This window comes from Lyngbya sp. CCY1209 (genome assembly GCF_035615495.1).
Taxonomy (GTDB): Bacteria; Cyanobacteriota; Cyanobacteriia; order Cyanobacteriales; family Microcoleaceae; genus Limnospira.
This window is the reverse complement of the sequence record NZ_JAJENU010000324.1, coordinates 1-26,809: the sequence shown is the minus strand read 5'-3', so window position 1 is coordinate 26,809 and position 26,809 is coordinate 1. Positions and strand designations below refer to the sequence as shown.

Sequence of the window (26,809 nt, the reverse complement as noted above, 5' to 3'; positions counted from 1 at the left end):
TGTGATACCAAACTTCGGAACATACAGACAGTTATAAGGCTGGTCAGGGGTGCGTCCCTTATATCCATCCAAGGGGAAGAAAGCCTTACCAGGAAGTTATTTCGGGCATTTCAGCCCTATTTCGTTCCTGAACGAATCGCACTGCAGCTAATATAGTAGCAGACGTGCCTCGGCAATCCGCCCCATCGTTTTCTCCGGTCTGCGATCGGACAAAACAAATTAGAGAGAAATTTGAGTACAATTGTGGACTCGATTCCTCAAAGGTTGCGGATTTGTCCGTCGAGAAATGGGATTCAGTACAATAGGCAGATTGGCTGAATTGTTACGGCACGAACAATCACCGTGATTGAGCCCGATCGCCCGACCCATCCCAGCCACCGATGGGTTTGTCCGCGTTGATGTCGGTTCGGTATCTGCCGGAATGTCGCGGTCCCGTCCGAAGTTTCCGGATGGCGACTGTTGCGACAATACCGGCGGAGGCGACTCCCGCATCAATTGAGACCGGGTGCGAAGGGCTAGTGCCACCTGCAACATCATGCAAATTCCTGCATGGGATGTGTCTCCCCTGGTAAGAGGTTTTATGAGTCCTTCTCCGAATCAACCCCCCCAAGTTCCAAATTCTCCGCCGTTCCCACCGGAACGACCCGACGAGTCCAATATTGATTCTCAACCCACTCCAGATCAGACCGTGGATATCGAACCGGAGGCGGAGCATTCCCAACCGGAACCCGCCGCGCCCCCTCCCCCCCCGGAGGGAGCCGCCGAACCGTCCCCAGCTTCTCCCACGGAGGGCAAACCGGACGAAACGTCCGATGCCAATCCTTCCGGGTTTCACCCCATCCCCTCTCCGAGCGAACCCCGCCAATATCGGGCGATCGGTTTGGTGCGGGGCTGCTACAAGGCGTCGGACGAACAGTTCACCCAAGGTATCCTCCAAACCGTCGAGGGCACTGAAATTGATGCCGTCCTCCTCGGGCGGGTGATGAGTTTGGTCAAAAAACACGTCGATTTAGAACAAGAACATCTCTGGGTCGTCTATCCCCGCACCCGACAGAAGCAAGAAGACCTTCACGTTCAAATTATGGGAATTTGGGAGCCGGAAACCCTCAAAAAAGAGGATGAGTCTTCCCCGGAACTCCCCAATGGCAATTCGGCCGCCGATTCGGAGGCGGAAGAAGACCGGCCCGAAATGATTTCTTTCGGACCCCAGGCTCTGCCGGATATCGAACACGGCTATTTTTCGATTCGCGGAGAGGTGGTTTACCAGTCCCAGGATGAGAATCGGTACACCATCATCAAAATTCGCCAATCTTCCCGCAAGGAGAACGAAAAACCCAAGTTCTTCAAGTTGAAGTTGTCGGGGATAGCGGGGCTGCGACCCGTCGGACATTTTTGGGATCTCCATGCCCGCCTGGATGGAAGCGATCTGGTGATCGAGGAAAGCCACGATATCGGGTCCCTGGCTCCGCAGCGGGGGGGTAAAAAGCCCTTCAACAGGCGAAGACCGAAGGAGAATTTCTCCCGCCCCTCCCGCCAGGATACTAGAGTACGCCGCACCTCCTCCCCGGGTTCGCCCGTCCCCAAGCCCGTGCGACGCAAACCGCCCAAAACTGAAGAGTAGTTGATTTGAGTGGGGATAATTCGCGGATTATCCCCGCGATCGCACCGTTGCGAGAGGGAGAATGGGGAATGGGGAATTGAAATTGCGATATTCATCCACGGACTCGGGAATAGCACAATTATTTGATTTTGTCAAGCCCCGGCAATTTGGGACAGAAAAAACTCGTTTCTTTGCGACAGGAGTAGGGGTTGCGATCGCGGCGGGATAGCCCGGAACTGGAAACGGTCGGATCGGGGTTTGGGGCGATCGCGCCCTCAGATTGATCGAATTTAAGCGGATCTGGATACAAGAAAGGTATCATCGCATTTTCAATTAATTTAGCAAATGAGAAAAATCCTGTCAAGTGACGGTTTTTCGTGGCGACAATGGGAATCATTCTCACACAAAATTTAACAATTTAATCGAACATTTCAATCGAAATCGACGAAAACATAACCGCATCTAATCTAATCCAGGCGAATTTGGGAGCCCCAGATATCCTGGGGGACGAAAGAGCGATCCATCGGAACGGACGCCACGGGTTCCGTCAAGGTGAACGTCCCCGCCTCGATCCACCCCTTCAACTCCTCCGCCACCTCGCGGGAACGGGCGATACTCGCCAGGGGGGCGGTGCGGACGGTTTTCCCCTCGATCTGAATCCGACCGCTCTTGAGTTGGGCGTAAGTGACCAGACCGAAAGTGGGGCGAACCCGGCGGGGGATGGCGAAATCGACCACCGGGGCGACGATATCCTCGTCGCGGACGGAGGCTTGCAGGACGACTTCCTCGTTGAGGACCGGCAGGGGCACGCCGATGCCCAACATCAGGGACGGGCCGTAGTTCTTGAAATAGCAGCCCCGCACCCAATAGGGGTTCATCTGCTTGGCGTCCCCGATCGCCGCCAGGGTAGCCGCCGGACCGATGGGGGTCTGGTTGGGGAGGCGCCTCTGTAGGGGGAAATGCTGGGTTCCCTCCCAGGTGATGTAGCCGACCCCGCCGCCGAGGAAGATGCGGGTGCCGATGCCGACGAGTTTCAGTTCCGGATCGTTGAACAGGGGGGCGATCGCCCCGGGGTTGGAGTAAACGGCGTTGCCCAGAAACGGCTGTAAAGGACCGAGGTAGGTACACAAAAGGCGATCGCCACCGTTGACCCCGACGATAAAATTTTGGTAGAGGTTGCGGGGGTTGAACAGGTAAAACTGGTTGATCGTATCGCGACTGACGGAGGTTTCAAAGGAACTGCGGGGGTAGCAGTCCGAGGCGATGCCGACGGCTTGCAGGTGGACGGTCTTGCCGGCGATCAGGTCTTCGATGACGTGGCCCCCGCCCCGTTCCCCCGGTTCGTCCCCCTCCTTGACCATCTGACCGGCGCCGATGTAGAGATCGACTGCCCCGAAGCCGCTGTAGGCGGGGACGCCGTTGAGCCAGCAGGTGCGGATGTTGATGGGGGGGTCCGTATGTCCGAGGTTGATCATCGCCCCCGAAGATTCCATCGGTTCAAAGGTTCCGGCGGTGATGACATCCACTTCCCGGGCGACCTGGGCGACGCCGACCTCTGCCACTCGGGCTTTGAGTTCTTCGACGGTCAGGACGACGGCTTTTCGGTTATTAATTTTGTCGTTAATTTCGGCGATCGTTCTCATGGGGGGGAGTAGGGAATGGGGAATAGGGAGTCGGGAATAGGGAATAGGGAGTCGGGAATAGGGAATAGGGAGTCGGGAATAGGGAATAGGGAGTCGGGAATAGGGAATAGGGAGGGTGAATGGCATTTGCCCCGACAATTTTCGATCTTTTATGTCCTTATAAAATATCGGGAATCTGCGTCATCTGCGAAATCTGCGGAAGGGAAGGGGAAAAGTGATTGAAAATCAAGGGCCGCACACCTCCTCGACCAGCATTGTTTCCGGGGAATACTCGGCTTTGAAGGCCGGTTCCCACCAGTCTCCTTGCCGTTTGATATTGCCGTCGCGATCGGCCAAAACATAGTTGGTGGGACGGATCATTACCGTCGGGCAGTAGATCCGAAAATCGGCGGTCAAAACGTCGCCATCGTCGTATTCTAAAGTTGCAGTGGCGAGGTACAAACCGGGTTCGTCCAAGGCCCTTTTGTCTTCGACGATCGCCCCGACACCGGCAGAGGCGATGGGCGGATCGAAGGTGAATCCGACCAATCCTAAAAATGTGAATAAAATGAATGGATTGAATTTCATATTTTTTGATGGCGGTTTTTAATCCGATTGGATACATCCGATCCCCCATTATCCCCCCTGAAAAGGCGGACTTTGAGGCGATCGCCGGACTGGACCCGATTCAATACTACTCGATGCTGGATAGTTTACCCCCCATTTTTAACATCATCGATTCGCGATTCTCCCCCTTCCGGGTCGATCGCATTTGACTCGGACTCGGGAACGGGGTCGAATTGGCGAGGGGGTGGGGTATCCCAGCGATCGAGAATATCGCGAACCAGGATTTCTTGGATCAGGACTTGTCCGACGACGGCCAGGGGGAGGGCGAGGAACAGCCCCCAAAATCCGAAGAAGGTGAGGAAGAAGCCCTGGGCCAGGAGGGTGACGGCGGGGAGGAGGGAGACTTGTTGGGCCATCAGATAGGGCATGACGACGGCGGTTTCCGCCTGTTGGATGAGGACGTACAAAATCAGGACGAACATGGCTTTCCAGGGGGAGTCCGGGAGTGCGATCGCCATCGGGGGGATGACGCTGAGGATCGGTCCGATATTGGGGATCAGGTTCAGGACGCCGGCGAGGATGGCGTTGGCGAAGGCGAGGGGGACCCGCAGTATCCACAACCCGATCAACGTGGCGACGGTGACGACGAGGGTGTTGAGGACGGCGCCGACCACCCAGCGGCCCAGGGCAATTTCGCAGCGATCGAGAATTTCGTCCATCCGCCGCCGGTAGAAGGCAGGAATCATCCGCAACGTGGTGCGGCGGTAGGCCCGGGGGTTGGCGAGGAGCATCAGGGCGAGGACCAACACTAACAGCAGGCTGACCAACCCGCCGACGGTGGTTTCGACGACGACACCGAATCCCCCGATCGCTTGATTTCCCAGGAGTTGCAGTTGTTCGACGATCTGATCGACCCGAATTTGTCGGACTTCCCGGTTGAGCTCGGACAGGTACTCTCGCAGGGGGCCTTTGAGGTGGGTCCGCAGGTAGTCCAGCCAGAAGTTGAGTTGTTGCAATCCCTGTTGGAGGCCGGCGGGGACTCGGTTGGCCAGTTGTTCAAATTGGTCGATCAGGGGGGGGACGACCAGGAGGAAGCAACCGACTATCGCCAGGAAGAATAGGCTGACGGAGAGGAAGGCGGCCAGCGATCGCCGCAAATGCAGTTTTTGCAGTTGGCGGGTGAGGCGGTTGAGGGCGGTGGCGAGGACGACGGCGGCGAAGACTAGCAGCAGGGCTTGTCGGACCTGCCACAGGATATACATGGCGGCCAGAAAAGCCGCGAAGCCGATCGACTGACCGAGGTTCATGGGAATTGACAATTGATAATTGACAATTGATAATTATCAATTCATTTGTGAATTGCTGATTCTGAATACATTAGATCTGCGGTATCGGTTTTGACAAGGTGGAGGCGTGTTGGTGGGCAACCCTGTAAGGTTGCCCCCACAGTTGAGTATTGAGGGGATTGATGGGTGCGATCGTCCTTACCCTCGCCGAGGGCTGGTATTGTCGAGTCCGGTGTCCGTCCACCTTATACCTTATATCTGTGCCCGCGATCGCATCCCCAGCAGAACCGCCAGCACTGAGGAGGGGAGGAGGACGGCAAATAGAGCGATCGCGTCGGTGCCGGGGATGGCCAGGAGGGGGCCGACATATTTGATCAGCAGGGAGATGCTGAGGGAGAGGAGGGCGATTTTGAGCAGAAATCCGAATTTGTTGTCCATCTGGGTGGGGTTCCGTGGGTGTCCGATTTTTAGCTTATCACCGGATCTGCCCGCTGGGTGAGGGTTGGGGCGATCGGGGCGGGGGTTGAAAAAAAAATTTTGGGCGAGGTGATATGAATCGGTGGGGGGGCGGGTAAGTTAGAACTACGGAAAACAAATAAACCTCTTTCCCCCGAGGAGAAACAATTATGAAGACCGAACTAAAAGCCAAATTCCTGCAACACATTTCCCAGAAGAAAAGAGAAGGTGGTTTCACCCTTATCGAACTGTTGGTTGTAATCATCATTATCGGTATTTTGTCCGCGATCGCCCTGCCTTCCTTCTTGAACCAGGCAAACAAAGCGAAGCAATCTGAAGCCAAGCAGTACCTCGCATCCATCAACAAAGGTCAGCAAGCCTACTTTGTAGAAAATTCGGATTTTGCAACGGGAATCGAAGAGTTGGGCCTCGGCATCGCCACTGCAACGCAAAACTATACCTATGGCCTGGCTGCAAGTTCAGCAGGATCTGCCGCCAATACAACTGCAGTAGCCTCTGGTCTTCGTGGATATGGTGGCTTGGTATTTTTGGTTGATGCCGGTGATTCTCAGACCAGTCAAAGCATCATCTGTGAGTCCACTTCTGCGGATCAAGTTGCCGGTTTTACTGCTGGGAATAGCCTGTGTGGTGCCAACTTTGAAGCATTGTAATTTGATGGATGACACAATTACCAATCTGACCACTGAATGGCGTTTGAGTAGTTACGGTTTGCAGGGGTTATACATCTAGTACATCTAGGAAGTCGTCCCTGTCAATATCAAACCAGACAATGCAAAAAATCCTTGCATCTTGAAAGAATAGGTAGTACATCAGTGCTACCTATTTTGTATTAAAAATTATTGATTTATAGTTTTCATTGAATGAATTATTGGCATTATGATTAATAATGATTCATCCAACCATTCAATATCTGGATTATCCGAAATAGACATTTGTTTTCGGGAAGGAAATTATCAAGAAGCTTTAAGTTTATGTGAAGAAGCAATTAATAATAATCCCGATTGCAAATCTAATTACTGGCAGTTGGGTTTAATATTACTGTTGCAAGGTCAAGAGGAAGAAGCACAGGCAACTTGGCTATTTGCCATGAGCGATGGCAACCCCGAGCAGATGGAACGATGGACAATAGAACTCCTTCAGGTTTTGGATGCAGAAGCAAATCGCCGGAGTTCTTTAGAAGATTATTCCGTGGCTTGGATGATTCGCCAACACATCCGAGAAATTAATCCGATCAATATTAATAATATATTGCAGTTAATTGATTTATCAATTACTCTGGAAACTTATACGGGAAATCAGTTGGCAGAATTCGGTCTGATTTCTTTGTTTCAAAACGAATCGATTAATGTCAATCTCGATTTAATTCTGCACGTCTGGAAAAAACTTTTAATTGCCGCTCCGATCCATCCGACATCTTTAGAATTTGCCCGCACCTGCATTCATCATGTAGGAAAGCAACCGGAGTTTGTCACAAGTGTAACTCCGATGTTATACGAGATTGCCTATTCTTTTAACCGCCTAAGTATCGCCAAGCGCTATGGGGAATTATTTTTGAAGATGGCGCCCGATCATGAGGAGGTGTTGCGGGCAATAGCGGATTTTAGTCTTCAATTGAATGAATATAAAGAGGCGATTGAATACGCCAAGCATTGTTACAATTTGACTGACCTACCCCATTTAAAAATTCCCAGAAATCAGTTGATTATAAATGGCCTAATGGCCGAAGGAGGATGTACGAGTGAAGTTAAAAATGCGCTAAAAAATCAAGAGTCACTGCTCGACTCACTCTTTCTCAATCCTGCGCTCGATTTGGGGCAATCGGCCATCACATTATACAATTCGAGTTTTTTATTTCCCTATGTTAGAGACACCCCAGCAGCCAATATAAAGATCAGATGCCAAGTTTCCGATTTCTGCCAGAAAAATTTGGCCACCAATCATCTGGAAACTATCACCAAATATCAATCCAGACATGGGCAACAAAAATCGCCCAATAATTTTAACCGACCCCTCAAAATTGGCTATGTCTCTCATTGCTTGAGACGGCATTCAGTCGGTTGGTTATCTCGCGGGCTTTTCAAACATCATGATCGTGAAAAATTCCAAGTTTATGCTTATCTACTGGCCGCAGAAAATCGACAAGATCTGCTGCAAGACTGGTATGTAAAGCACGTCTATCGGGCTTATCAGTATGGAATCGTGAGTACAGAAGTCGCCGAGCAAATCTATGAAGATGAAATTGATATTCTGATCGATCTTGATAGCCTAACTTTAACCAATACCTGTGCAATTATGGCACTCAAACCTGCCCCCATACAAGTGACCTGGCTGGGTTGGGATGCCTCTGCAATACCGACAATTGACTATTTTATCGCCGACCCCTACGTTTTGCCAGAAAATGCCCAGGACTATTATCCAGAGACAATCTGGCGACTACCTCAGACCTATATCGCCGTGGACGGCTTTGAGGTAGACCTTCCCAGTTTGCGACGAGAGGATCTCGACCTTCCCCAAAATGCCGTTGTCTATTTGAGTGCTCAACGAGGCCCCAAGTACAATCCTGAGATGGCAAAGCTACAAATACAAATTATTAAAGAAGTCCCAAATAGTTATTTGATCGTCAAGGGATTTGGCGAACAGGAATCTATCAGTCATTTATTTTGTGCATTGGCAGAAGGGGAGGGTATCGGTCGGAATAGATTGCGTTTTATTAATCGCGTAGGTTTGGAAGAAACCCATCGGGCAAATTTGGCAATTGCAGATGTGGTTCTGGATACTTATCCCTACAATGGTGCAACAACAACATTAGAAACCCTGTGGATGGGTATTCCCATTGTCACGAAAGTCGGACAACAATTTGCATCTCGCAATAGTTATACCATGATGATGAATGCGGGAATTACCGAAGGCATTGCCTGGAGTAATGAAGATTATGTAGAGTGGGGCATTCGTTTGGGAAGGGATGAAGATTTGCGAAAACAAGTATCGTGGAAGTTGCGACAGTCCAAACGCACCGCACCTTTATGGAATGCCAATAAGTTCGCACGACAAATGGAAGAAGCCTATCAGAAAATGTGGGAAATATATATGACGGGAGAACAATAAATAATGATTTTAATATCGACGTTTTTTTGACATATTAGCAACCACTTAATTAAAGAAATAGGGAAATTTTGATAATGAATAGTGATTGGATTGTAGCAATACACGAACGGGCAGAAAAATTTTTGGAAAATCGCCAATATGAAGAGGCGATTAGCTATTATGAATCGGCAATTGAGGCACAACCAGAGAACAGATATTATTATTTTTATCTCGGCTTGATGTTTCTCTTGCAAGGTCAAGAGGAAGAATCTCAAATGACCTGGTTGTTGGCACTCGCCGAGGAAGATGCCGCCAAAATTGATGATTGGAATGCTGAATTAATTGGCATTCTCAATAAAGAAGCAAATCGTCAGGTCAAATTCGAGAATTATCAATTGGCATGGGTGATTCGCCAACAGATTAGGGAACTGAATCCTACCGATATCAATAATTTACTTCATTTGGTTGATTTGTCCATTGAAATTGACATTTATACCAATGAAACCTTAGCCGATTATCAAATAATCGATCGGTTACAAAATTGCACCTCCCCTGAAGATTTAAATCAAAATTTATTAATTCATGTCTGGGATCGAGTTGTCAAAGTTGCAGACTTAGAGCCATCGTCCTTAGAATTGACAAAAGCGATCGCCCCTCATGTTAAAGAGAGTCAAGCGTTCATCAAAATTATTTTAGATTTAAACTGTGAGTTAGCCCATGCACATCAACACTTGACAGCCATTGAATTTTGTAAAGTTGGCTTACAGGTTGACCCTAAAAATTTAAAATTACTCAATCCTATTGTTAACTTATTCACCGAGACGGGTAACTATTCCCAGGCGATTCAATATGCTCAATTTGCGTATTCGGCTGCGGCTACCGCGGCTGGAAAACTTGTTCAAAGTTTAGTTATTATAAAAAGCATGATGAGTGCAGGTGGGCTTTGGGATGAACTATTTCCTTTGATTGAACAGCATAAATTATTGATCGACCAAGTGCTTGCCGAAAATCCTCAGAATTTGGGGACTTCCGAAATTTCTATGGGGCTGTACAGTGCATCTTTTTATTTTCCCTATATTGAAGATCATCCCCAAAACAATATTCAAATTAGAAGAAAACTCAGTCAGTTGTGTCAATCCAACGTTGAAATGGCTTGTCCCGACCGAATTGAAAAGTTTAAAAATCAAAATATTAGCTTATTAAAAGCAAATTTTCCGAGCAGAAAAAAACTCAAAATTGGCTATATTTCCACTTGTTTTAAGAGGCATTCTGTCGGTTGGTTATCTCGCGCTTTATTCAAACATTGCGATCGCGATAAGTTTGAAATTTATACATATATGAAAACATCTCAAGCCGTGCGCGACCCAATTAAAGATTGGTATATGGCTCACTCAGACGAAGTATATCAATATAGTTTACCTAAATTAGAATTGGCCGACAAAATCAACTCTGATCGACTCGATATCTTGGTCGATCTGGATAGTTTAACTTCAAATACAATTTGTGGGATTTTAGCACTCAAACCGGCACCCATACAAGTGACATGGCTGGGTTGGGACGCTTCCGAAGTCCCAACCATTGATTATTTTATTGCCGACCCTTATGTTTTACCCGAAGATGCTCAAAACCATTATCAAGAAACAATCTGGAGATTGCCTCAAACTTATTTAGCCGTCGATGGTTTTGAAATATCCGTCCCAACGATTACCCGTGTTGATTTAGGTATTCCTGATGATGCTATTGTCTACTTGGGCGCTCAAAGAGGGCCTAAGTATAATCCCCACATTGCCAATCTACAGCTAGAAATCTTGAGAGAAGTTCCTAACAGTTATTTTATGGTCAAAGGATTTGGTGAACAAGAATCTTTGAATCGCTTCTTTTTTGATATGGCAGATCTACAGGGAATCGAGAAGGAAAGAATTAAATTTCTGCCACGAGTTCAATCAGAAGAAATTCATCGAGCCAATTTACAAATAGCAGATGTTGTTCTGGATACTTATCCCTATAATGGGGCTACAACAACAATGGAAACCCTGTGGATGTGCATTCCGATGGTGACACGAGTGGGTGAACAATTCGCAGCCCGCAATAGCTATACAATGATGCTCAATGCTGGCATTACCGAAGGGATTGCTTGGACTGATGAAGAGTATGTTGAGTGGGGAATTCGCTTAGGTAAAAACGAAAAACTTCGTCAGGAAATATTCTGGAAGTTACGCCAATCTAAGCAAACTGCTCCTTTGTGGAACGGTCAGCAATTTACCCGCGAAATGGAGAAAGCCTATCAGCAAATGTGGATGCAGTATCTTGAGAGTTAAATTTGAGTGATAACAACAGTTTTTAAACTTTATTACTGAATTAAAATAGTGAATAAGAATGTCCGTCAAAAATGAATCACGTCTACAACGAAACATTCGTGATCAGTTCGACTTAACTCTCTATCCAAGAGTCTCTATACAAACCTCCGTCCAGGAAGGAAAAAAACGATAACATTTCTTAAATTAGGGACAACAAATAACCTCTTTTAACCCAAGGAGAAACCATGATGAAGAGTGAACTTAAAGCCAAATTTCTGCCACACATTTCCCAGAAGAAAAGAGACGGTGGTTTCACCCTGATCGAACTGTTGGTTGTAATTATCATTATCGGTATTTTGTCCGCGATCGCTCTGCCCTCCTTCTTGAACCAAGCCAACAAAGCCAAGCAGTCCGAAGCCAAGCAGTACCTCGCTTCCATTAACAAAGGTCAGCAAGCATACTACGTTGAAAACGGTGAGTTTATCACAGATCTAGGTCAAATTGGACAGTTAGGACTCGGCATCAGAACAGCGACTGCCAACTATACTTATAATCTGGAAGGGCAAATCATTGGTGGTAATAGTGGAGCCGTTGCCTGGACCGATCAAGCAGCAAATGGTTTGAAAGCATACGCAGGGGTAGTCTTTTTGACAGATGCCGATGGTGTATTGAGTTCCCAAAGCATAATCTGTGAGTCGGAAGAGGCAAAAGAAGATGCAGACAGTCCAGGTGCTATTTCCGAATGCGGGGGTGATTATCCCAACCCTGTGTAATTTCGTCTGGCTTTTTCAAGCTAGATAGCTGGTCTAAAGTAGCCAGTAAGGCTAATTGGTCAAATTTGCTTCAGGTACAATCTGTTTTTCCCTCGGCAGAAGCTGTTGGTAATTTTACGGTATTTAATATCAAGGAAAATAAATATCGACTCATTGTTAGCATAGATTATCAACGGCAATTGATTGACATTAAATATGTCCTAACCCCTACAGAATATGATGCAGTCTTAAACAAACCTCGCTAAGTCAGAATTCAACTTTTAAATGATTCAGGTTACTCATAGTATAATTGATGGTAGATTTTGTGATTGAGTTTCGACGATCGCATCTCGATTTTCATTCTCCAAGTCAATTTTACCCTTGACGACGCTCGAAAGCGTTTGCCACTGCACTTGACTCAACTGGCCGATAATTGAGATTTCCGGCCCTTCGGAAACATCCAAATCTTCTTCCATCATCAGATTCATGGCGACACTGGATAAAGCCATATCTGCATCTTGTTCTGAAATATTGCGACAGTCTACCAAAAGGGTAATCTCATTGTGATCGGAACGAGATGCGATCGCCTTGAGTACCGCTTGCAATTCCAGAGCCAAGGACTCTTCAGGCCGTGACCAATCCGGGAAAATCATTAGATTTGTTTCTCTCAGTCGTAGCCGTTCTTGCAAATCCGGCAAATATTTTCTTTGTAAAAACTCGACATCATTATCTCGAATTCGCAGCAGTTCCTCGAATTTTTCTTCCAAAAAATCGATGGAACGGTCGATATCGAATAATTCGGCTCGTTTTTGACCCGCGATCGCCATTTGTTTCCATGCCTCGGGATTTTTGGTCAGACCCATCAACGCTTCCGCCAGAGCAAAAGCATTTCCGGGGGGAAACGTCAACCCGCCAACCCCGGGTTCCACAATTTCGGCCGATCCGCCAGTACCGCTGGTAATCAGCGTCAACCCCGCCGCCATCGCTTCAACTTGCGATCGCCCGAATGGTTCCTCCCAAACTGAAGGGAAAACCAAGACATTATGAGTCGCGAAAAGATCGACTAATTCTTTATGCGGTATGTACCCCAGGAAATGAACCTTATTTTCAAAACCGCGAGTTTTGGCAACCGTTTTTAAATGATTCAGAAAATCTTGATTGGGTGCATCCCCGGCGATCGAGCATTCAAAATCTACACCAGCATAATGTAAAATTGCCAAAGCTTCGATTAAAGTTTGCGGCCCTTTGTAGGGCAACACTAAACTGGCGAAAACAATCCGCAGCTTATCTAAATTGGGCAAGCAGCACATTCGGAACTGCCGAACAAATGCCCCCGGATAAACCACGCCAATTTCGTCGAGGGGATAACCCTGTTTGATGACACCTTGTCGGCCGTAGTCGCTGTTGGCTCCGACCCAGTACAAAGGACTATTGGGAGTACAATCGATGGGATATCCCGGTTGAGCAAATCCCAGTAAATGAATGACTGGGATCGATTGTTCTAAAAAGGGTAAGAAAACGGCATTGGTGAGCAGATCGATGTTCCCGACCAAGCAAACATCGGGGGCGTAGTTTTCGATTGTTTCTCTGATGACGCGATCGTTATGTTCGACAATTCGTCGCACTTCCGACTCATCTTCAAACTGTTTTGGAGGCAAATTTTCGTAAGTGCCACACAGCAAGAGTTCGCGAGTGACATCCGGTTCCGGCGATTTAATTTCTCCCAAATAAGGGGCATCGGATGCGAGTGCGTGGATTGTATGACCCCGCTTGCCGAGTACGTTGGCAAAGTCGCAAATCCGGCGGCCATATCCTCCCAATTCTTGGGGCGGATAGAGATTGTTGATTACCAAGATGCGTTTGGGCTGAGTTTTGGCGATATTTGTTTCGGATAAATGGGTTGGAAAGAGATTAATATTTTGACTTGCTTTGATATCACGAATATGACCGTCAATTGCTGTTGCTTTTTCATCCCAACTCATATTTTTATAACAAGTCTCCAGCAAAGACCACAGCGATACATCTTCGGGTTTTATTTGTACCAAGTGTTCGAGAATATTGGTGGCTTCCTGAATCTCGTTTAAAGCCATCAAAACCTCGGCTAATTTTTTCATTGTCAGAGGGTTTCGACGTTCTAAACTGACGGCTTTATTAAACAACTGTTTTGCTTCTTTTAAGTCTCCCAACTTGACCGATAATTGTCCGAGTTGTATTAACGAATCAACATCTGATGGGTTGTCTGCGATCGCCCGGTCGAATGCAAAAATCGCTTTGAGAAAATGTCGTCCTGCGATTAACTGTTCGCCGTTCCGATAGGCTCTGGTTTGCGGTCGATTATTGATTGTGTAATCGATTAAATTGCGATCATTAATTTGATAATGTTTGAGTTTTCCGACCTGAGTAACCAGATTCTCATCATGAAGAAAATAACCGCTGTAAATAGTTTCGACAAGGCGATCGCAATCGTGTACAAAAACGTCTGTGTGACCGCTATTTAAGGCCAATAACGATGCCGTATATATGCTCTGCATCCTCCCCGGAACGTCCTCTGCATATCCGGCTGGTGCGTCCACGAAGATAAAGTCCCACCGCGTTTCCCAAATGCGATCGGGAAGCTCCATCAACAAACAGTCGATGCCTTGGGCGTGTTGTGCCAACAAATCTAGCCACCGTCTTCTGGTGGTGTTGTAGCGGACTGAATGAGCATCGATTTCCGAACAACTTGCCCTGACTTGGTTCAACCAATCTTGATTGTCTTCTAAAAATACCGTTTTCCCATTTTCATTCACTTCTATCCAAAACGGACTATCTTTGCCGACACCGAAAATCAAAAAGTTACCCGGTGCTTTTTCTCCAACTCTCTCGGTAATGTACGAATATTCTGCCCGAGACATTTGACCCGGATTATTTTCGACCAGTTGGACGATCTGATTTCTAAATTTTTCGAGTGACGGAGATAATTCGATTTGCAAACTTTTCTCGGAATCTGCAATTTGAATGACCGGCAAGTTTTTGGCTCGGCTTATTCCTGCTTTTGGCTCGTCTTCCAATTCAATTTTGTATTGAATTTGAGGCAAAAGTGCCGACCACTGCCTCGGATTTAAATTTCTCAATAAATGGATGTTCGGTTCTTCTTCGATTTCGATCTCTTCTTCCATTAAAATCTGCATGACCGCACCCGAAAGCAACAGATTTGCCTGTTCTTCTGAAACGCGATCGCTTTCAATCAACAATGTGATTCGATCTCGATCTTCGGATTTTAAGACAGCTTTGATAACTTTTTCTAAACTGACAGATGCTTCTTCCTCGGATTCCCAATTGGGAAAATAAATTAAGTTGATTTCTGTCAGCTCAAACGGAATTAAAGGCGATCGATAAGGTGCAACTTTCCATTGTCCGGTTTGTGGTGATTCTGTCCGCGAACCGCTCACCACATAACCTCGAAGATGTTCCGGCAAAGACCATTGCACCCTCGGATCAGGTTGATGTTCGACGGGTTCGACATTTCCCCGCCAAGCGACTCCCATGATTTGTGCCGTTTGATAAATCATGGTGTTCCAGCCTTTTTCTTTGAAATAATCCAACCCCTGAGAGACATCGGGAGAAGCCAGATCGTGGAATAAAATTAAGGCATCTTCATCGGCCAGTTTTTCGCAGGCGATCGCATCATCGAGGGGACCGGGAGCCTCATGGTTTCCATCAATAAAAATTAAAGACCATTTATAATCAATTTCACCGGCAAATTCTTCTACTTTTGCCGGACTGTAACCCGCCATCAAATTGACTAAATCTAATACTTTAGCTGCTCTAAGACAGCTACTGACACTTTCATAAAATTCCGGTTGAGCCAACAGGGGATCGACGACATCAAGCTCAACTCCCGCCAAAGCCAAGTGACAGGCTGACCACCCCAACCAACAACCGATTTCTAAGGCTTTTTTACCCCGAAATCTGAGGGCCGTATTGTAGAGAACGTGAGCTTCATCTCGGTTCAGGAATCCGACACCTGGATATCTGCGATCGACATAACGATTATGGGGAACTTCTTTTCGGGAATATCGCCAACGTGAATATCTTTTGTCGCCAATAATTAAATTTGGAAAAGATTCGTCTGGCAATATTACCAACATTCCTGGTGAAACATAATCTCCCGGCTGCAATGAAAAAGATTTCACTTTTCTGGCTCCGTATTTTACACTCAGTTAAATTTATTTTTAAGTTTGTTGATTTTTAAGATAACAATATCCTCTGCAATCTCAAATTATCACAGAGGAGCGACCATCGCTAAGGAAACCAGTTTTCATCCAAAACTTGCTCCAAATCCGCGATGGGAACTTCGGGGAAAGTGTCAACTGCCATTTGTGACCGAGCCGCCGCAATTTCCCGACCATCTTGATAACACTGCTCGAAGATTTGTTGCAAATAGGGTTTGAGACTCGGACTGTCTTCCAACTCATCTTGAATTTGCTTGCGAAAATTGGTGATCTCTGCCTGCCAATGACCCCGATTGTTAGACCGTTCGGCCTGCCAATACTTTAACTTGAGTAAATGTTCGATCAAATTTCTCAGCAAGCTCTTTAATTTTTTCTTGTCTCGCCGACCCAAATCTTTTATTTCCTCAATCAAATTGTCCAAATCCAGAAAATTAAAAGTTTTATTTTCGAGGTGTTTAACTGTTTCATCGATCCAGAGATTGTAGTCGGTATCATATAAAGTTTCTGGTTTTTGTCTCAGTTCCGGCATGATTGACTTTTCCTCAATTTCATAAAATTTTAATGGGAACTGACTGGCTTAGGGAAACCAGTTTTCATCCAAAACTTGTTCTAAATTTGCGATCGCAGTCGGAGGAAAATGGCTCACGGGTAATCCTGAGATATCAGAAACCAACTCTCGCGCATCCTGATACAGTTCACTCAATCGATCTGATAGGTAATTTTTAAGACTAGGACTCGCCTTTAGTTCCCGATTAATTTGTTTCCGAAAATTACGAATCTCTCTTTTCCAATGATTTTTATTTTCATCTATTTCTGAATCCCAATATGCCAATTTTAATAAATGTTCAAATAATCGCGTCAAAAGACTTTCTAGCTTCCTTTTATCCCTTCTGCTCAAATCTAATACCTCGTCAATTAAGTTCTCCAAATCTAGAGCATCAAAATCTCGACTCTCTAATTTTTGAACCGTTTCCAAAACCCAGAGATTATAGTCGGTGTCATATAACGTTTTTAATTGTTGAGTTGATTCTGGCATCATCTGATTGTTCTGGCTCCGAACTACTTCTCACCGGCGGACTTGGTATCTGATTTTACCTGTTTCAACAACCCCCGATAATCCTTTCTGTCGGGATACAACTCCACCAACTTCTCCAGAGGTACGATCGCTTCCTCCAGTTTATTCTGCTCCAACCGAACCCGAGCCAACCCTTCCAACGCCGTCGGGTTTTCCGGTTCCCGCTGCAAAACCGACTCGTAACCCCGTTCCCGGCTTCGCAACTGCTCGGCAACCGTGGAGGTTTCCTCAACTTCGTTGGACTGGGGGGATTGCAATGCGTCTTTGAAAATTTTGCCGAAACCCGATGACATCATCCCCATAAACGCCACCACACCCACAAACATCATAATTTTTTGGAGTTGCTTGCGACGCTCCATGCGGCGGACGATCGCCTCTCCGTACTGTTTCTTCAGGGACTCCAGATTTTCTGTGGCAGCCATATGCGGGACACCTCGATCGCGCGGATTGGGTCAGATACCCTTCTACATCTCCGAGCATACCCAATTTGTCCGCAAATGCGATCGCCCCCCCGCCAGCGAAACAAGACTTAACATTCCTCCAACCGTCCCGCCAACTCCCGCAACCTGTCCACAAACTGCCGGACTTCCGACTCGAACTGGTGCCAAACCCGAGCATAGCCTTCCAGCAGCCGTTTCGGCGCTGAGAACCGGCAGAAATCAAAACAATGTCGCGAGACAGTGCCAAATTAAATGCTCTTCCCGGTATTGAATTTGGAAAAATAATAGCGCTAATTAATGTATTGGTATCAAAAATGCAGCGCACTTTACAACTCGCCTAGAATCGACTCAAGCATTTCGGGTGTCAAACCTCTATTCTGAGCGTTCTGACTGATTTCCCGGATCACTTCTTCTAAAGGACGAGATGGTTTTACCATCTGTTTCAATTTGAGATTCAGCAATAGGTCAATTTTGCGACGCTCTATTTCTGATGATGACTCATAGGCTTTTGCTGTTTCCGCATCGACTCGGACTGTAATTGTGTCAGTTTTCATGAACCCAAATGATTGCAATAACGGATATTTGTAAAAAATGTTCCGGGAATATTATATCACAACTTTCAACTTTTCAAATTCGTCAGGCGATCGCTTAAAAAATGGCCCATAGTGCCGGATTGCGGTCGATTTCCTGGCGCACCCGGGCGATCGCATCTTCCAACTGCCCCAAACGCCCCAACTCCAGTTCGATATCCGTCGCCAACTCCCGCAACTCAGGGGCCGATATTCGCTTCATAAATACAGTCTCCAGTTTCCAATACCCGACGGCGAAAATGGGGTTCGAGATCCTCAAAGGGTTTCAAATCCACCCATCGCGATGTCAGTGAATTGGCTTCTGCCACGGCTGCAAAATAATCCTTTTTGCTCAACCCTTCCACTGCCAAATCGATGTCAGAAGTTTCGCCAAACCGCCCCCGCACCAGCGACCCGAACAGGATAACCCGCCGCACTCCGAACTGACGCGCCAGCATTTCCACAATTGCATCCGCATCCGATCGCGCCTGCCGTACCTCGTTTTCATTTTGGGCTTCTTGCTGGGCAATTCGCTGTTTCCAATAGGTGACGCGATCGCCCGTCGAAAACCTGTCATGATCCATCCGTTTCCCTCCGGACAATCTTGAAATTTCCCCCAGTTTCACCCTCAATTATACGGTATTATCCCCCAATATGTCAAGCAAATTTAATGTCAATTTTATAGCCGATTTTTGACCGTTTCAACCCACTTTTCAATTCCCCGTTTTGTCGGCTTTCCCGAGGCGGTAAACGTCCAAATATCCCGTTTGTGCTGGGGGCCGTGGCTGATGTGGATGGGCCGAGCGCCCCCGTAGAAATATAACGAATCGAAGGGGAGAGCGCGATCGAGAATCCAGTCCACCAGGCGATCGCTCTTTAAATTGCGAATCAGAAAATCGCAGGACGCACCCAGGCGATCGCAGTAATATCGGCCGTTGCGGTTGATTTCGTGAGCCATGTGCTGGTCTAGATTGGGGGCGACTCGACCGTTTTTAATCCCCGTTTCCGGGTCTTTTTGTTCGAGATATTTTCTCAAGTCTTTCGAGCAGAATCCGTAGGTGAGTTGGAAGCGATCGCGCCCGAATTCGTCGATGATCGGGTCGATAATGTGGCGATTCAAGTCTCGGAGTGCGGCTAGAGTTGCTTCGCTTTGCGGGTAGGGGTCGATGCGATCGCGGTATTTTTGATAGGTTTGGGTGCAGGTACAAAACGCTTCTAAGGAGAGATATTTTCCAAGTTTGACAGCTTTCATCTCGGGCAGTTGCAACTCGGTGTCTTTTACTATAGCATTGTGGGGATAGAAAGAAAGATTGAGAACATTAACCACAGAGGCACAGAGGACACAGAGAGAAAATTTGACTCGTTGTTGGGCTTTAGCCCCGGAGTGCGCTATGGATATAATGGCAAAATTCTCCGATTCCCGACGATCGCACAATTTTTAATAATATGTCAGATTCCCTTTATCCCTGCCTGTACCAACTCAACACCCGCGTCACCCTCACCCGCCTGTCTGCGGAATTGGGGCGCCCCGCTACGTTGGATGATATCCCCGATCGCGATCTGGACGAATTGGCTAATTTGGGCTTCGATTGGATCTACACTCTGGGGGTTTGGGAAACGGGCACCGTGGGGCGGGAGATCTCCCGTGCCAACCCGGACTGGCGGCGGGATTACCTCGATCTGTTGCCGGATTTGGAGGAAGCGGACATCGGCGGGTCGTGTTTTGCTATCACCCGCTATACTGTGAGCGATCGCCTCGGGGATGAACGGGCCCTGCTGCGGCTGCGCGATCGCCTCCACCAAAGGGGATTGAAACTGATGTTGGATTTCGTCCCCAACCATACCGCCTGCGATGGGCCCTGGGTGCGAGATTGTCCCGATTATTACATTCAGGGAACTCCGGCGGATCTCGAACGGGAACCCCACAATTATTTTCAAATCGGCGATCGCATTTTTGCCCACGGCCGGGATCTGTATTTTCCCGGCTGGCCGGACACTTTGCAACTCAACTACAACAACCCGGAAGTCCCCGAAACCATGCTGGGGGAATTGTTGAAAATCGCCGGATTCTGCGACGGTTTGCGCTGCGATATGGCGATGTTGATTTTACCGGAGATCTTCGAGCCAATTTGGGGGCGGCCGATCGCACCTTTTTGGCCCGACGCCATCCGCACCGTCCGCGATCGATATCCGGACTTTACCTTTATGGCGGAGGTGTATTGGGATTTGGAATGGGAATTGCAGCAGCAGGGATTTGATTTTACTTACGACAAGCGACTCTACGATCGCCTCTGCGAAGGTGACGCCCGCCCGGTGCGGGAACATTTTTGGGCGGATTTGGACTATCAAAACAAATCGGTGCGGTTTCTGGAAAATCACGACGAACCCCGCGCCGTGAGCGTCTTCGGCCCCGGCAAACACCAGGCGGCGGCAGTCCTGACTTATTTGTGTCCGGGGTTGCGATTTTTCCACCAGGGACAGCTACAGGGTTGGGCGAAGAAAGTTTCCATTCACCTGTGTCGCAGCCCCGAACAAGCCCGCGATCGCGCCCTGGCGCAATTTTACGAGCAGTTACTCGCCTGCGTGCGGCTTCCGGTTCTGCGAGACGGAAACTGGCAACTTCTCGAATGTACCCCGGCACAACCGGGGGACGACACCTGGGATCAGTTCGTCGCCTTCGCTTGGAGCGAAACCGGGAAGCGGAAGCGGTTGTTGGTGGCGGTGAATTACGCCCCCGAACCCGGGCGGTGTTGCCTGCGGCTTCCCGTCGATAACGACAATTATCCGGTGTATCATTTCGGCGATCGCATGAGTTCCCCCCGCCGCGATCGCGACGGCAACAACTTGCTGCGTCTAAGCCTGTCCCTCGATCTGCCCCCCTGGGGATACACCGTGTTTGACATCGATCCGGCCACCTGAGCCGCCATCTCGGACTCAATTCGGGTCACAATTGAAACAGACACTTCCGAGTTCAGAACGTGGACGAGATCGATCGCTACTATCAACTGCTCAACCTCAAACGCGGCGCTTCCCTGGCAGAGGTGAAACGAGCCTATCGGAATCTGGCATTGCTGTGGCATCCCGATCGCTATCCCCAAAATTCCCCCCTGCAAATCGAAGCCGAGGAGAAAATTAAAGAAATCAACTACGCCTACGATCGCCTGCGGGCGCTTTTGAGCGATCCGGATTTCTCCATGCCTGCGATCTTGTCCCCCCCGCCCCCGCCACCCCGGCAGTCTCGCCCCCGTGCGCCGGGAGTCTCGTCCCCATCCCCGTCCCCGTCCCCGCCCCCGCCCCGTCCCGTTCGGCCTCCGCAGGAAGAATTGGAACTGTCCGACTTGATTCCCTGGGGTTGGCTCACCGGGGCTTTTTGCAGCTATGGCCTGGCGGGTTGGATTTTGGAATATTTATCGATTCCGGTGTGGCTGTGGGTTGGTGTCGGAGTGGCTTGCGTCGGACTGTCACTTTTAGCCGGTTACGGCTCGGAAAACTCCTATTCTTGGCCGATCGCGTCGATCTTTGCGGGGGGGGCGGCGGGGTTGATGGCTGGAAGCCAAGCCGGGGGTTTGATTACGGCGGTCGCCTGGGGGATGGCGGGGCTGTGCCTCGGCGCCATCGCGGGTTCCGACGCCAACTTGTGGACGATCCTCTGGGTCGTGAGTCTGACCGGAATCGTGGCGATCGCGGGTTGGGTAACGGGGGCGGGAACGGGAGACGGCCTGGGAGCTTGCCTGGGCGGGGCGATCGGGGCCTTTGTCGGCTGGGCGGTCGGCGTGATTTCCGACCTCCTGTTCAAAGTCCGAAAGCCGGGGGGCACCGGGAGCCGATTCGGATTCGGGTTGGGCGCCTGGTTGGGCGCCGGGTCCGGGGCGGGTCGGGGCGCCATGATGGAGGCGATCGCGGAAACCGGACTCTACGCGATCGTGGGGGCCTGGGGCGCGATCGCCGTCATCTCCGGCGTGGTCGCCTCCATGGTAGCCGGGGAAAAATTGCTCCCATCTGTCAACAAATTTTACACCGTTTTGATATTGGTTTCCATTTCCGGATTGGGATTGGCATTGGGCAAGTTATTGGCGAGTTGATCGCGCCTTCGTTTTCGGTTTCCCAGAATCGGGAGGTGGGATGTCGGGGAAATGAAAAATGAAAAATGAAAAATGAAAAGTTCCCCCCGGCTCTGAGAACCCCCGACTGGTTTTCCCGTTCCCGGCGCGAAGCGCTCCGATGTCGATTTTGCAAGGCCTGCGGATCGTTCAAACGGCGACCCGAAACAGAAAATGGGTCAAAATCTTTCGACTGAGTGGACAACGATGGAACTCAATTTACGCAAATTTTTTAGAGCTTCCAACCCCGCCAAAACGCTGGATGTGGCGGACCCGGAAGACCGACAATACTATATCAATTTTTCAGACGTTCGCGGCGGCAAACTGATCGGGCAAATCGCCCGCACCATTTCTCGCCTCTCCCCGGAGAGTCCCACCTGTCAACTCTTCACCGGACATATCGGTTCCGGAAAGTCCACCGAGTTGCTGCGGCTCAAAGCCGAATTGGAAGTGGAGGGTTTTCACGTCGTCTATTTCGAGTCCTCCAAGGATTTGGATATGGCGGATGTGGATATCACCGACATCCTCTTGGCGATCGCCCGCCAGGTGAGCGAGAGCATCGAACGGATGAATATCCAACTCAAACCCACGGGGTTCAAAACCCTCCTGCAAGGGGTGATGAACGTTCTCAACACCCAAATCGACGTCAAAGGGGAACTGATTTTACCCGGCCTCGACATCAGCGGCGGCAGCGACGGGGAATTTTCCCTCGCCCTCGGCATCGGCCAACTCACGGCCAAAGCCAAAGATTCTCGGGACCTGCGATCGCTCCTGCGGCAGTACCTCGAACCCCGCACCAACAACATCTTGGAGGCGATCAACCAAGAGTTGCTCATCCCCGCCGTCGCCCAACTCCAGCGACGGGGGAAAGCCGGGTTGGTGGTGATCGTGGACAACCTCGACCGGATCATGAGTTCCAAAAGCGCCACGGGACGGCCGCAGCCGGAATATCTGTTCATCGACCGCGGCGACCAACTCAACCAACTCCAATGTCACGTCGTCTACACCATCCCCCTCGGCCTGATATTCTCCAGCGACCTGGGGCGGCTCACCAACCGCTTCGGCAGCGATCCCAAAGCCCTGCCGATGGTCCCCGTCCAATTTCCCGACGGAAACCCCTGCCACCCGGGAATCGAACGCCTGAGACAGATGGTGATGGTGCGAGCCTTCCCCGACATCGACACGGCCGGATATGCCCCGTTCGTCCCGCAAATTTTCGACGCCCCCGACACCCTCGACCGCCTCTGCACGGTCAGCGGCGGCCACGTCCGGAGCCTGCTGGTGTTGCTGTACAGTTGCCTGCAGCAGGAAGATCCGCCCATCCCCCGGGACGTGCTGGAAAATGTCATTCGGCAACGGCGCCATCAGTTACTTTTGGCGATCGAGTCCGAGGAGTGGGGCCTGTTGCGCCACGTCGCCCAAACCAAGAAACTCAGCGGCCTGACGGAATACCAAACCCTGTTGCGGAGTCTGTGGGTGTTTGAATATCGCCACAATAAGGATTACTGGTTCGACATCAACCCCGTCCTCGCACAGGCGCCGGAATTGGAGAATTGATCGTTGACAATTGACAATTGACAATTGTCAACGATCAAGGCAAGATTTGGGGATTTCATGGGGGCACCGGGTGTCTCGATCGCCCCGCTCTCACGTCGAGTCCCCGCCATTTCGGAATTTGAGCGGGCGTAACTTCCCTACCGGGCGGGGGGAAGATCTGCACTGCCCGCGGCCGGGAAAACCTGTCACCGTAGAAGATGACAACAATCGAAATCGACAGTAGGGCCATGCAAAACTTCGTTCAATCTTTCTACACCTGGTACCGTCAAACCCTCCGCCACACCAAGTATCGCTGGCTGATCATCGGGGGAACCTTGCTGTATCTCCTCAGCCCCATCGATATCTCCCCGGACTTCATCCCCGTCATTGGATGGATCGACGACGGCATCCTCGCCACGCTTTTGGTGACTGAGGTTTCTTCCCTGGTGATGGAAGAACTCAAGCGCCGCGGCATCGGCCGCACCCCCTCAGAAGTGGCCCGAGTGACCGACGCAGATGCCGAAGTGGTGGATGTACCGGTCAACTGACGGGGGGTTCGGCGGGCAATAAGTCCCGCGCTGACTCCCCGCTCGATCAACCCGGGGAGTCCCCGGTCGGCACGGATGTGGCCGGATTTTTCGACTCATCTCCATCCCCGAGCAGTTAAAATCAAATGTCGCTCGGTTTTTCACCCAGAACCCGGGCCTAACCCAACGCACAATTTAAGATGACCTACTGTCTCGGTATCATAACCAGTTCCGGCTTCGTGATGGCCGCCGACTCCCGCACCAATGCGGGGGTTGACTACATTTCTACCTATCGGAAACTCTTTGACTTCTCCAATCCCGGCGATCGCGTGATCTTGCTGTGTACCGCCGGGAACCTGTCCATCACCCAAGGTATCGTCAGCGAACTCGAAAAGGATCTCAAAGTCAACGAGGCCAGAAATCTCCACAATCTGGAGTCGATGTACGAAGTAGCTCGCTATGTGGGGAGTCAACTGCGACAGGTGCAGGAATTGGACGAAACCAGGCTGAAGAAGGATGGCATCGACGCCAACTGTAGTTTACTCTTGGGGGGACAGATCCGGGGACAAGACCCGGCCCTTTTCCTGATTTACAATCAAGGCAACTTCATCCACGCCACCAAGGACACCCCGTTCCTACAAATCGGGGAAACCAAATATGGCAAGCCAATTTTAGATCGGACGCTGAGTTTTAACACCCACCTGGAAGCGGCGGCGAAATGTGCCCTGCTTTCCATCGACTCGACCATGAAATCCAACATTTCCGTCGGGCCGCCCATCAATTTGGCGATGTACGAGCGAGATACCTTTGTGCTCGATAATTGGCTGCGCCTGCGCCTCGGAGATCCCTACCTGGCGAAAATCCGCAAAATGTGGGAGGATTCGCTCAAACAGGCGTTCAATCACATTCCCAATATCAATTGGCAGCACCAAGAAAATGATTCTTCTGAAGATATTTTGATCGACTGAAAGCGAAAATCAGGAGATGAGGCGGGGGGATCGATTCGCAATTTCGGGCAGATGGTGTGCCCGCGAATTGCCGACGAGTCGCTGTTGCATTGAAGGTACATCACGATGGTCAAACGCGGTAAAATCTACTGTTTTAGGGCGAGTTACGATCGCTCCCGATTCGTCGATGGCGGTGCCGTGCCCGACTGGCTTGCCGTGAAGACAAACTGGCAGGGTTATCGGATCTCCACCCGGCCCTGGGTGGCGGATGTAGCCCGGGTGCTGGGAACCCTGCCTTTTGAAGATACTCCCGTGGGTTGGAGACATCACTTGGAAAGTTTGGGGTTTCGGGAGGTGATTCAGGTGTCTTGCGAGGAGTTATTTGAAGATACGCTTTTTTCTTGAGGGTGGGGGGAAGAATTGATCATTGATCATTGATCGTTGATCATTGATAACGGGCGATTCATGTTTCGACCTCGGTTCCCGGCTCCCGCCGATTTGTCGTACCAATCAGATCAGACTCTCGGGGGATGTGGTTTTTGGGCAAATGCCCTTTCAATTGAAAGTGGGTTGGCGCGGAAATTGAGACTCGATTAAGTTGGGACATTTTCCGCACTCAAAGCCGGGAGTTTGATTGTCGAGTTTTCCCGCGTATAGCCGACCCATTTCAACTCAACTTTGGGAATCTATCGAACATGATCGCCACCCTCAAAAGGACCTATTGGATTCTCGGCACCTTGCTGTTGATTTGCTTCATCATCAGCCTCACGGTGCATTCGAGTCCCCTGTGGCTGAAGAATTTTTCTCTGGACGTGGCGGCGGAAATTACCGGGATTTTGTTGGCGCTATTTTCTATCGATCGCGTCATGGAAGCGGAGAAACAAAAAAAGCATAAAAAATTGGAACGAGTCGCCCTCAAAAATTTGCGCCGACTTCTGATCCGACATTTTCAATTTGTTCTCAATCTCTTTCAGATCGCCCCCGACGGGGAAGATGAGGTGAACCGCGCCATCAATGCGCTATTCGTCAAAGCCAATCATCGTCAGATGGGTTCCCCACACAACAATGAGATCCAAAATTCCCTCGATCGCATCGATTTGAACCGGCTCGATTATCTCTCTTGGGAGTGCCAGGAGTTTCGGACTGCCCTGAGTCAAACGGTCGAAAAATATTCCCTGGTTTTGCAGCCGGACATGATTTTATCAATCGAAAAAATTATCAATTCTCCCCTGATTTGGCTGATGTTGAGGCTGAAGCGGTTGCTGCAAAATCCGAACGAATCCCTCAATCTCAACCAGTTGGTGCTGGGAAAAGTGGTCAGCGAAAATTCGTCGGAAGCGCCGGGAATCGGAGATTTTATCGGCCGCCACATTTTGGAACTCTCCCAACTCATCGACCTTTACAACGAAAGTTGTCCCCCGGAAGACCGGATCGAAAATCACAAAATTTTGTGGTCTGACAGTGACCATCAATTCAATTCTGAAGAGCAGATGATTTCAATTCAAAATTGAGCGATCGCCCGATTTTGAATCAACCCTCCGACAGTTTCAACCAGCCGAAAAGCTGCCCGACTGTCAACTCCAGAAAGTCTTCCAAGCGATCGGTTTGAGAAATGGGGGCTGTCATATCGTGATTGGATAGATATAGCGGTTTTCGCTCCAATGAGATAGAGTCGATCCCCCTAAATCCCCCTTCGATCCCCCCCCCGCCCCCATC

General features: G+C 49.4%; 25 protein-coding genes. 13 read left to right on the top strand and 12 right to left on the bottom strand.

Annotated features, from left to right (window positions below; genetic code table 11):
* Positions 1-580 precede the first annotated feature (580 nt).
* Positions 581-1,621 (top strand): hypothetical protein, encoded by a 1,041-nt coding sequence (locus tag LKE08_RS09395; protein WP_324703957.1) that lies wholly within the window; start codon positions 581-583, stop codon positions 1,619-1,621.
* Between the two features lie 446 nt (positions 1,622-2,067).
* Here the strand turns inward: LKE08_RS09395 and LKE08_RS09390 are convergent, their stop codons facing one another.
* The 4 genes from LKE08_RS09390 to LKE08_RS09375 all read right to left on the bottom strand — a co-directional run bounded on the left by LKE08_RS09390 (position 2,068) and on the right by LKE08_RS09375 (position 5,513).
* Positions 2,068-3,243 (bottom strand): homocysteine biosynthesis protein, encoded by a 1,176-nt coding sequence (locus tag LKE08_RS09390; protein ID WP_324703956.1) that lies wholly within the window; start codon positions 3,241-3,243, stop codon positions 2,068-2,070.
* Between the two features lie 225 nt (positions 3,244-3,468).
* Positions 3,469-3,810: a hypothetical protein gene (locus LKE08_RS09385; RefSeq protein WP_324703955.1), complete on the bottom strand. Its 342-nt coding sequence runs from the start codon at positions 3,808-3,810 to the stop codon at positions 3,469-3,471.
* A gap of 125 nt (positions 3,811-3,935) precedes the next feature.
* The gene (locus LKE08_RS09380) at positions 3,936-5,096 is read right to left on the bottom strand and encodes an AI-2E family transporter (protein ID WP_324703954.1); all 1,161 of its coding nucleotides are present in this window, start codon (positions 5,094-5,096) and stop codon (positions 3,936-3,938) included.
* A gap of 231 nt (positions 5,097-5,327) precedes the next feature.
* Positions 5,328-5,513 (bottom strand): hypothetical protein, encoded by a 186-nt coding sequence (locus tag LKE08_RS09375; RefSeq protein WP_324703952.1) that lies wholly within the window; start codon positions 5,511-5,513, stop codon positions 5,328-5,330.
* A gap of 188 nt (positions 5,514-5,701) precedes the next feature.
* On the opposite strand from LKE08_RS09375, the gene LKE08_RS09370 reads away from it, so the two are divergent.
* The 5 genes from LKE08_RS09370 (at position 5,702) to LKE08_RS09350 (ending at position 11,951) form a co-directional block, all read left to right on the top strand.
* The gene (locus LKE08_RS09370; RefSeq protein ID WP_324703951.1) at positions 5,702-6,202 is read left to right on the top strand and encodes a type IV pilin-like G/H family protein; all 501 of its coding nucleotides are present in this window, start codon (positions 5,702-5,704) and stop codon (positions 6,200-6,202) included.
* A 226-nt stretch (positions 6,203-6,428) separates the two neighbouring features.
* Positions 6,429-8,657, top strand: coding sequence for an O-linked N-acetylglucosamine transferase, SPINDLY family protein (locus tag LKE08_RS09365; protein ID WP_324703950.1), 2,229 nt, complete (start codon positions 6,429-6,431; stop codon positions 8,655-8,657).
* A 74-nt stretch (positions 8,658-8,731) separates the two neighbouring features.
* On the top strand, positions 8,732-10,954 hold the full coding sequence (locus LKE08_RS09360) for an O-linked N-acetylglucosamine transferase, SPINDLY family protein (protein ID WP_324703949.1): 2,223 nt from the start codon (positions 8,732-8,734) through the stop codon (positions 10,952-10,954).
* Between the two features lie 227 nt (positions 10,955-11,181).
* Positions 11,182-11,706 carry a type IV pilin-like G/H family protein gene (locus LKE08_RS09355; protein ID WP_324703960.1) on the top strand — a complete coding sequence of 175 codons (525 nt, stop codon included), beginning with the start codon at positions 11,182-11,184 and terminating at the stop codon, positions 11,704-11,706.
* Positions 11,706-11,951 carry a type II toxin-antitoxin system HigB family toxin gene (locus tag LKE08_RS09350; RefSeq protein WP_324703959.1) on the top strand — a complete coding sequence of 82 codons (246 nt, stop codon included), beginning with the start codon at positions 11,706-11,708 and terminating at the stop codon, positions 11,949-11,951. Before LKE08_RS09355 ends, LKE08_RS09350 begins: the two co-directional genes overlap by 1 nt.
* Positions 11,952-11,984: 33 nt before the next feature.
* On the opposite strand, the gene LKE08_RS09345 is transcribed toward LKE08_RS09350, so the two are convergent.
* The 8 genes from LKE08_RS09345 to LKE08_RS09310 form a co-directional block, all read right to left on the bottom strand.
* Entirely contained in the window at positions 11,985-15,803 is a 3,819-nt protein-coding gene (locus LKE08_RS09345; protein WP_324703948.1) for a TIGR01627 domain-containing protein, read from the bottom strand.
* A 166-nt stretch (positions 15,804-15,969) separates the two neighbouring features.
* Entirely contained in the window at positions 15,970-16,428 is a 459-nt protein-coding gene (locus LKE08_RS09340; RefSeq protein WP_324703947.1) for a DUF29 domain-containing protein, read from the bottom strand.
* A gap of 48 nt (positions 16,429-16,476) precedes the next feature.
* Complete coding sequence (locus tag LKE08_RS09335) at positions 16,477-16,935, bottom strand: DUF29 domain-containing protein (RefSeq protein WP_324703958.1); 459 nt, start codon at positions 16,933-16,935, stop codon at positions 16,477-16,479.
* A 23-nt stretch (positions 16,936-16,958) separates the two neighbouring features.
* The gene (locus LKE08_RS09330; protein WP_324703946.1) at positions 16,959-17,396 is read right to left on the bottom strand and encodes a tetratricopeptide repeat protein; all 438 of its coding nucleotides are present in this window, start codon (positions 17,394-17,396) and stop codon (positions 16,959-16,961) included.
* Positions 17,397-17,740: 344 nt separating this feature from the next.
* The gene (locus tag LKE08_RS09325; RefSeq protein ID WP_324703945.1) at positions 17,741-17,968 is read right to left on the bottom strand and encodes a hypothetical protein; all 228 of its coding nucleotides are present in this window, start codon (positions 17,966-17,968) and stop codon (positions 17,741-17,743) included.
* A 94-nt stretch (positions 17,969-18,062) separates the two neighbouring features.
* The gene (locus LKE08_RS09320) at positions 18,063-18,206 is read right to left on the bottom strand and encodes a hypothetical protein (protein ID WP_324703944.1); all 144 of its coding nucleotides are present in this window, start codon (positions 18,204-18,206) and stop codon (positions 18,063-18,065) included.
* Positions 18,184-18,567, bottom strand: coding sequence for a nucleotidyltransferase domain-containing protein (locus LKE08_RS09315; RefSeq protein WP_324703943.1), 384 nt, complete (start codon positions 18,565-18,567; stop codon positions 18,184-18,186). Before LKE08_RS09315 ends, LKE08_RS09320 begins: the two co-directional genes overlap by 23 nt.
* Before the next feature lie 95 nt (positions 18,568-18,662).
* Positions 18,663-19,235 (bottom strand): hypothetical protein, encoded by a 573-nt coding sequence (locus tag LKE08_RS09310; RefSeq protein ID WP_324703942.1) that lies wholly within the window; start codon positions 19,233-19,235, stop codon positions 18,663-18,665.
* 194 nt (positions 19,236-19,429) lie between these two features.
* Here LKE08_RS09310 and LKE08_RS09305 point away from each other — a divergent pair, with 194 nt between their 5' ends.
* From LKE08_RS09305 to LKE08_RS09275, 7 genes are all read left to right on the top strand, one after another.
* A complete protein-coding gene (locus LKE08_RS09305; protein WP_324703941.1) occupies positions 19,430-20,902 on the top strand; it encodes an alpha-amylase family glycosyl hydrolase in 1,473 nt (490 codons plus the stop codon).
* A 59-nt stretch (positions 20,903-20,961) separates the two neighbouring features.
* The gene (locus tag LKE08_RS09300) at positions 20,962-22,065 is read left to right on the top strand and encodes a J domain-containing protein (RefSeq protein WP_324703940.1); all 1,104 of its coding nucleotides are present in this window, start codon (positions 20,962-20,964) and stop codon (positions 22,063-22,065) included.
* Positions 22,066-22,290: 225 nt separating this feature from the next.
* The gene (locus tag LKE08_RS09295) at positions 22,291-23,640 is read left to right on the top strand and encodes an ATP-binding protein (protein ID WP_324703939.1); all 1,350 of its coding nucleotides are present in this window, start codon (positions 22,291-22,293) and stop codon (positions 23,638-23,640) included.
* A gap of 227 nt (positions 23,641-23,867) precedes the next feature.
* Positions 23,868-24,167 (top strand): YkvA family protein, encoded by a 300-nt coding sequence (locus LKE08_RS09290; RefSeq protein WP_324703938.1) that lies wholly within the window; start codon positions 23,868-23,870, stop codon positions 24,165-24,167.
* 179 nt (positions 24,168-24,346) lie between these two features.
* Complete coding sequence (locus LKE08_RS09285; protein ID WP_324703937.1) at positions 24,347-25,114, top strand: proteasome-type protease; 768 nt, start codon at positions 24,347-24,349, stop codon at positions 25,112-25,114.
* A 105-nt stretch (positions 25,115-25,219) separates the two neighbouring features.
* Positions 25,220-25,498: a hypothetical protein gene (locus tag LKE08_RS09280; RefSeq protein WP_324703936.1), complete on the top strand. Its 279-nt coding sequence runs from the start codon at positions 25,220-25,222 to the stop codon at positions 25,496-25,498.
* A gap of 290 nt (positions 25,499-25,788) precedes the next feature.
* Positions 25,789-26,604, top strand: a complete 816-nt coding sequence (locus tag LKE08_RS09275; RefSeq protein ID WP_324703935.1) for a hypothetical protein — start codon at positions 25,789-25,791, stop codon at positions 26,602-26,604.
* The last annotated feature ends 205 nt before the right edge of the window (positions 26,605-26,809 follow it).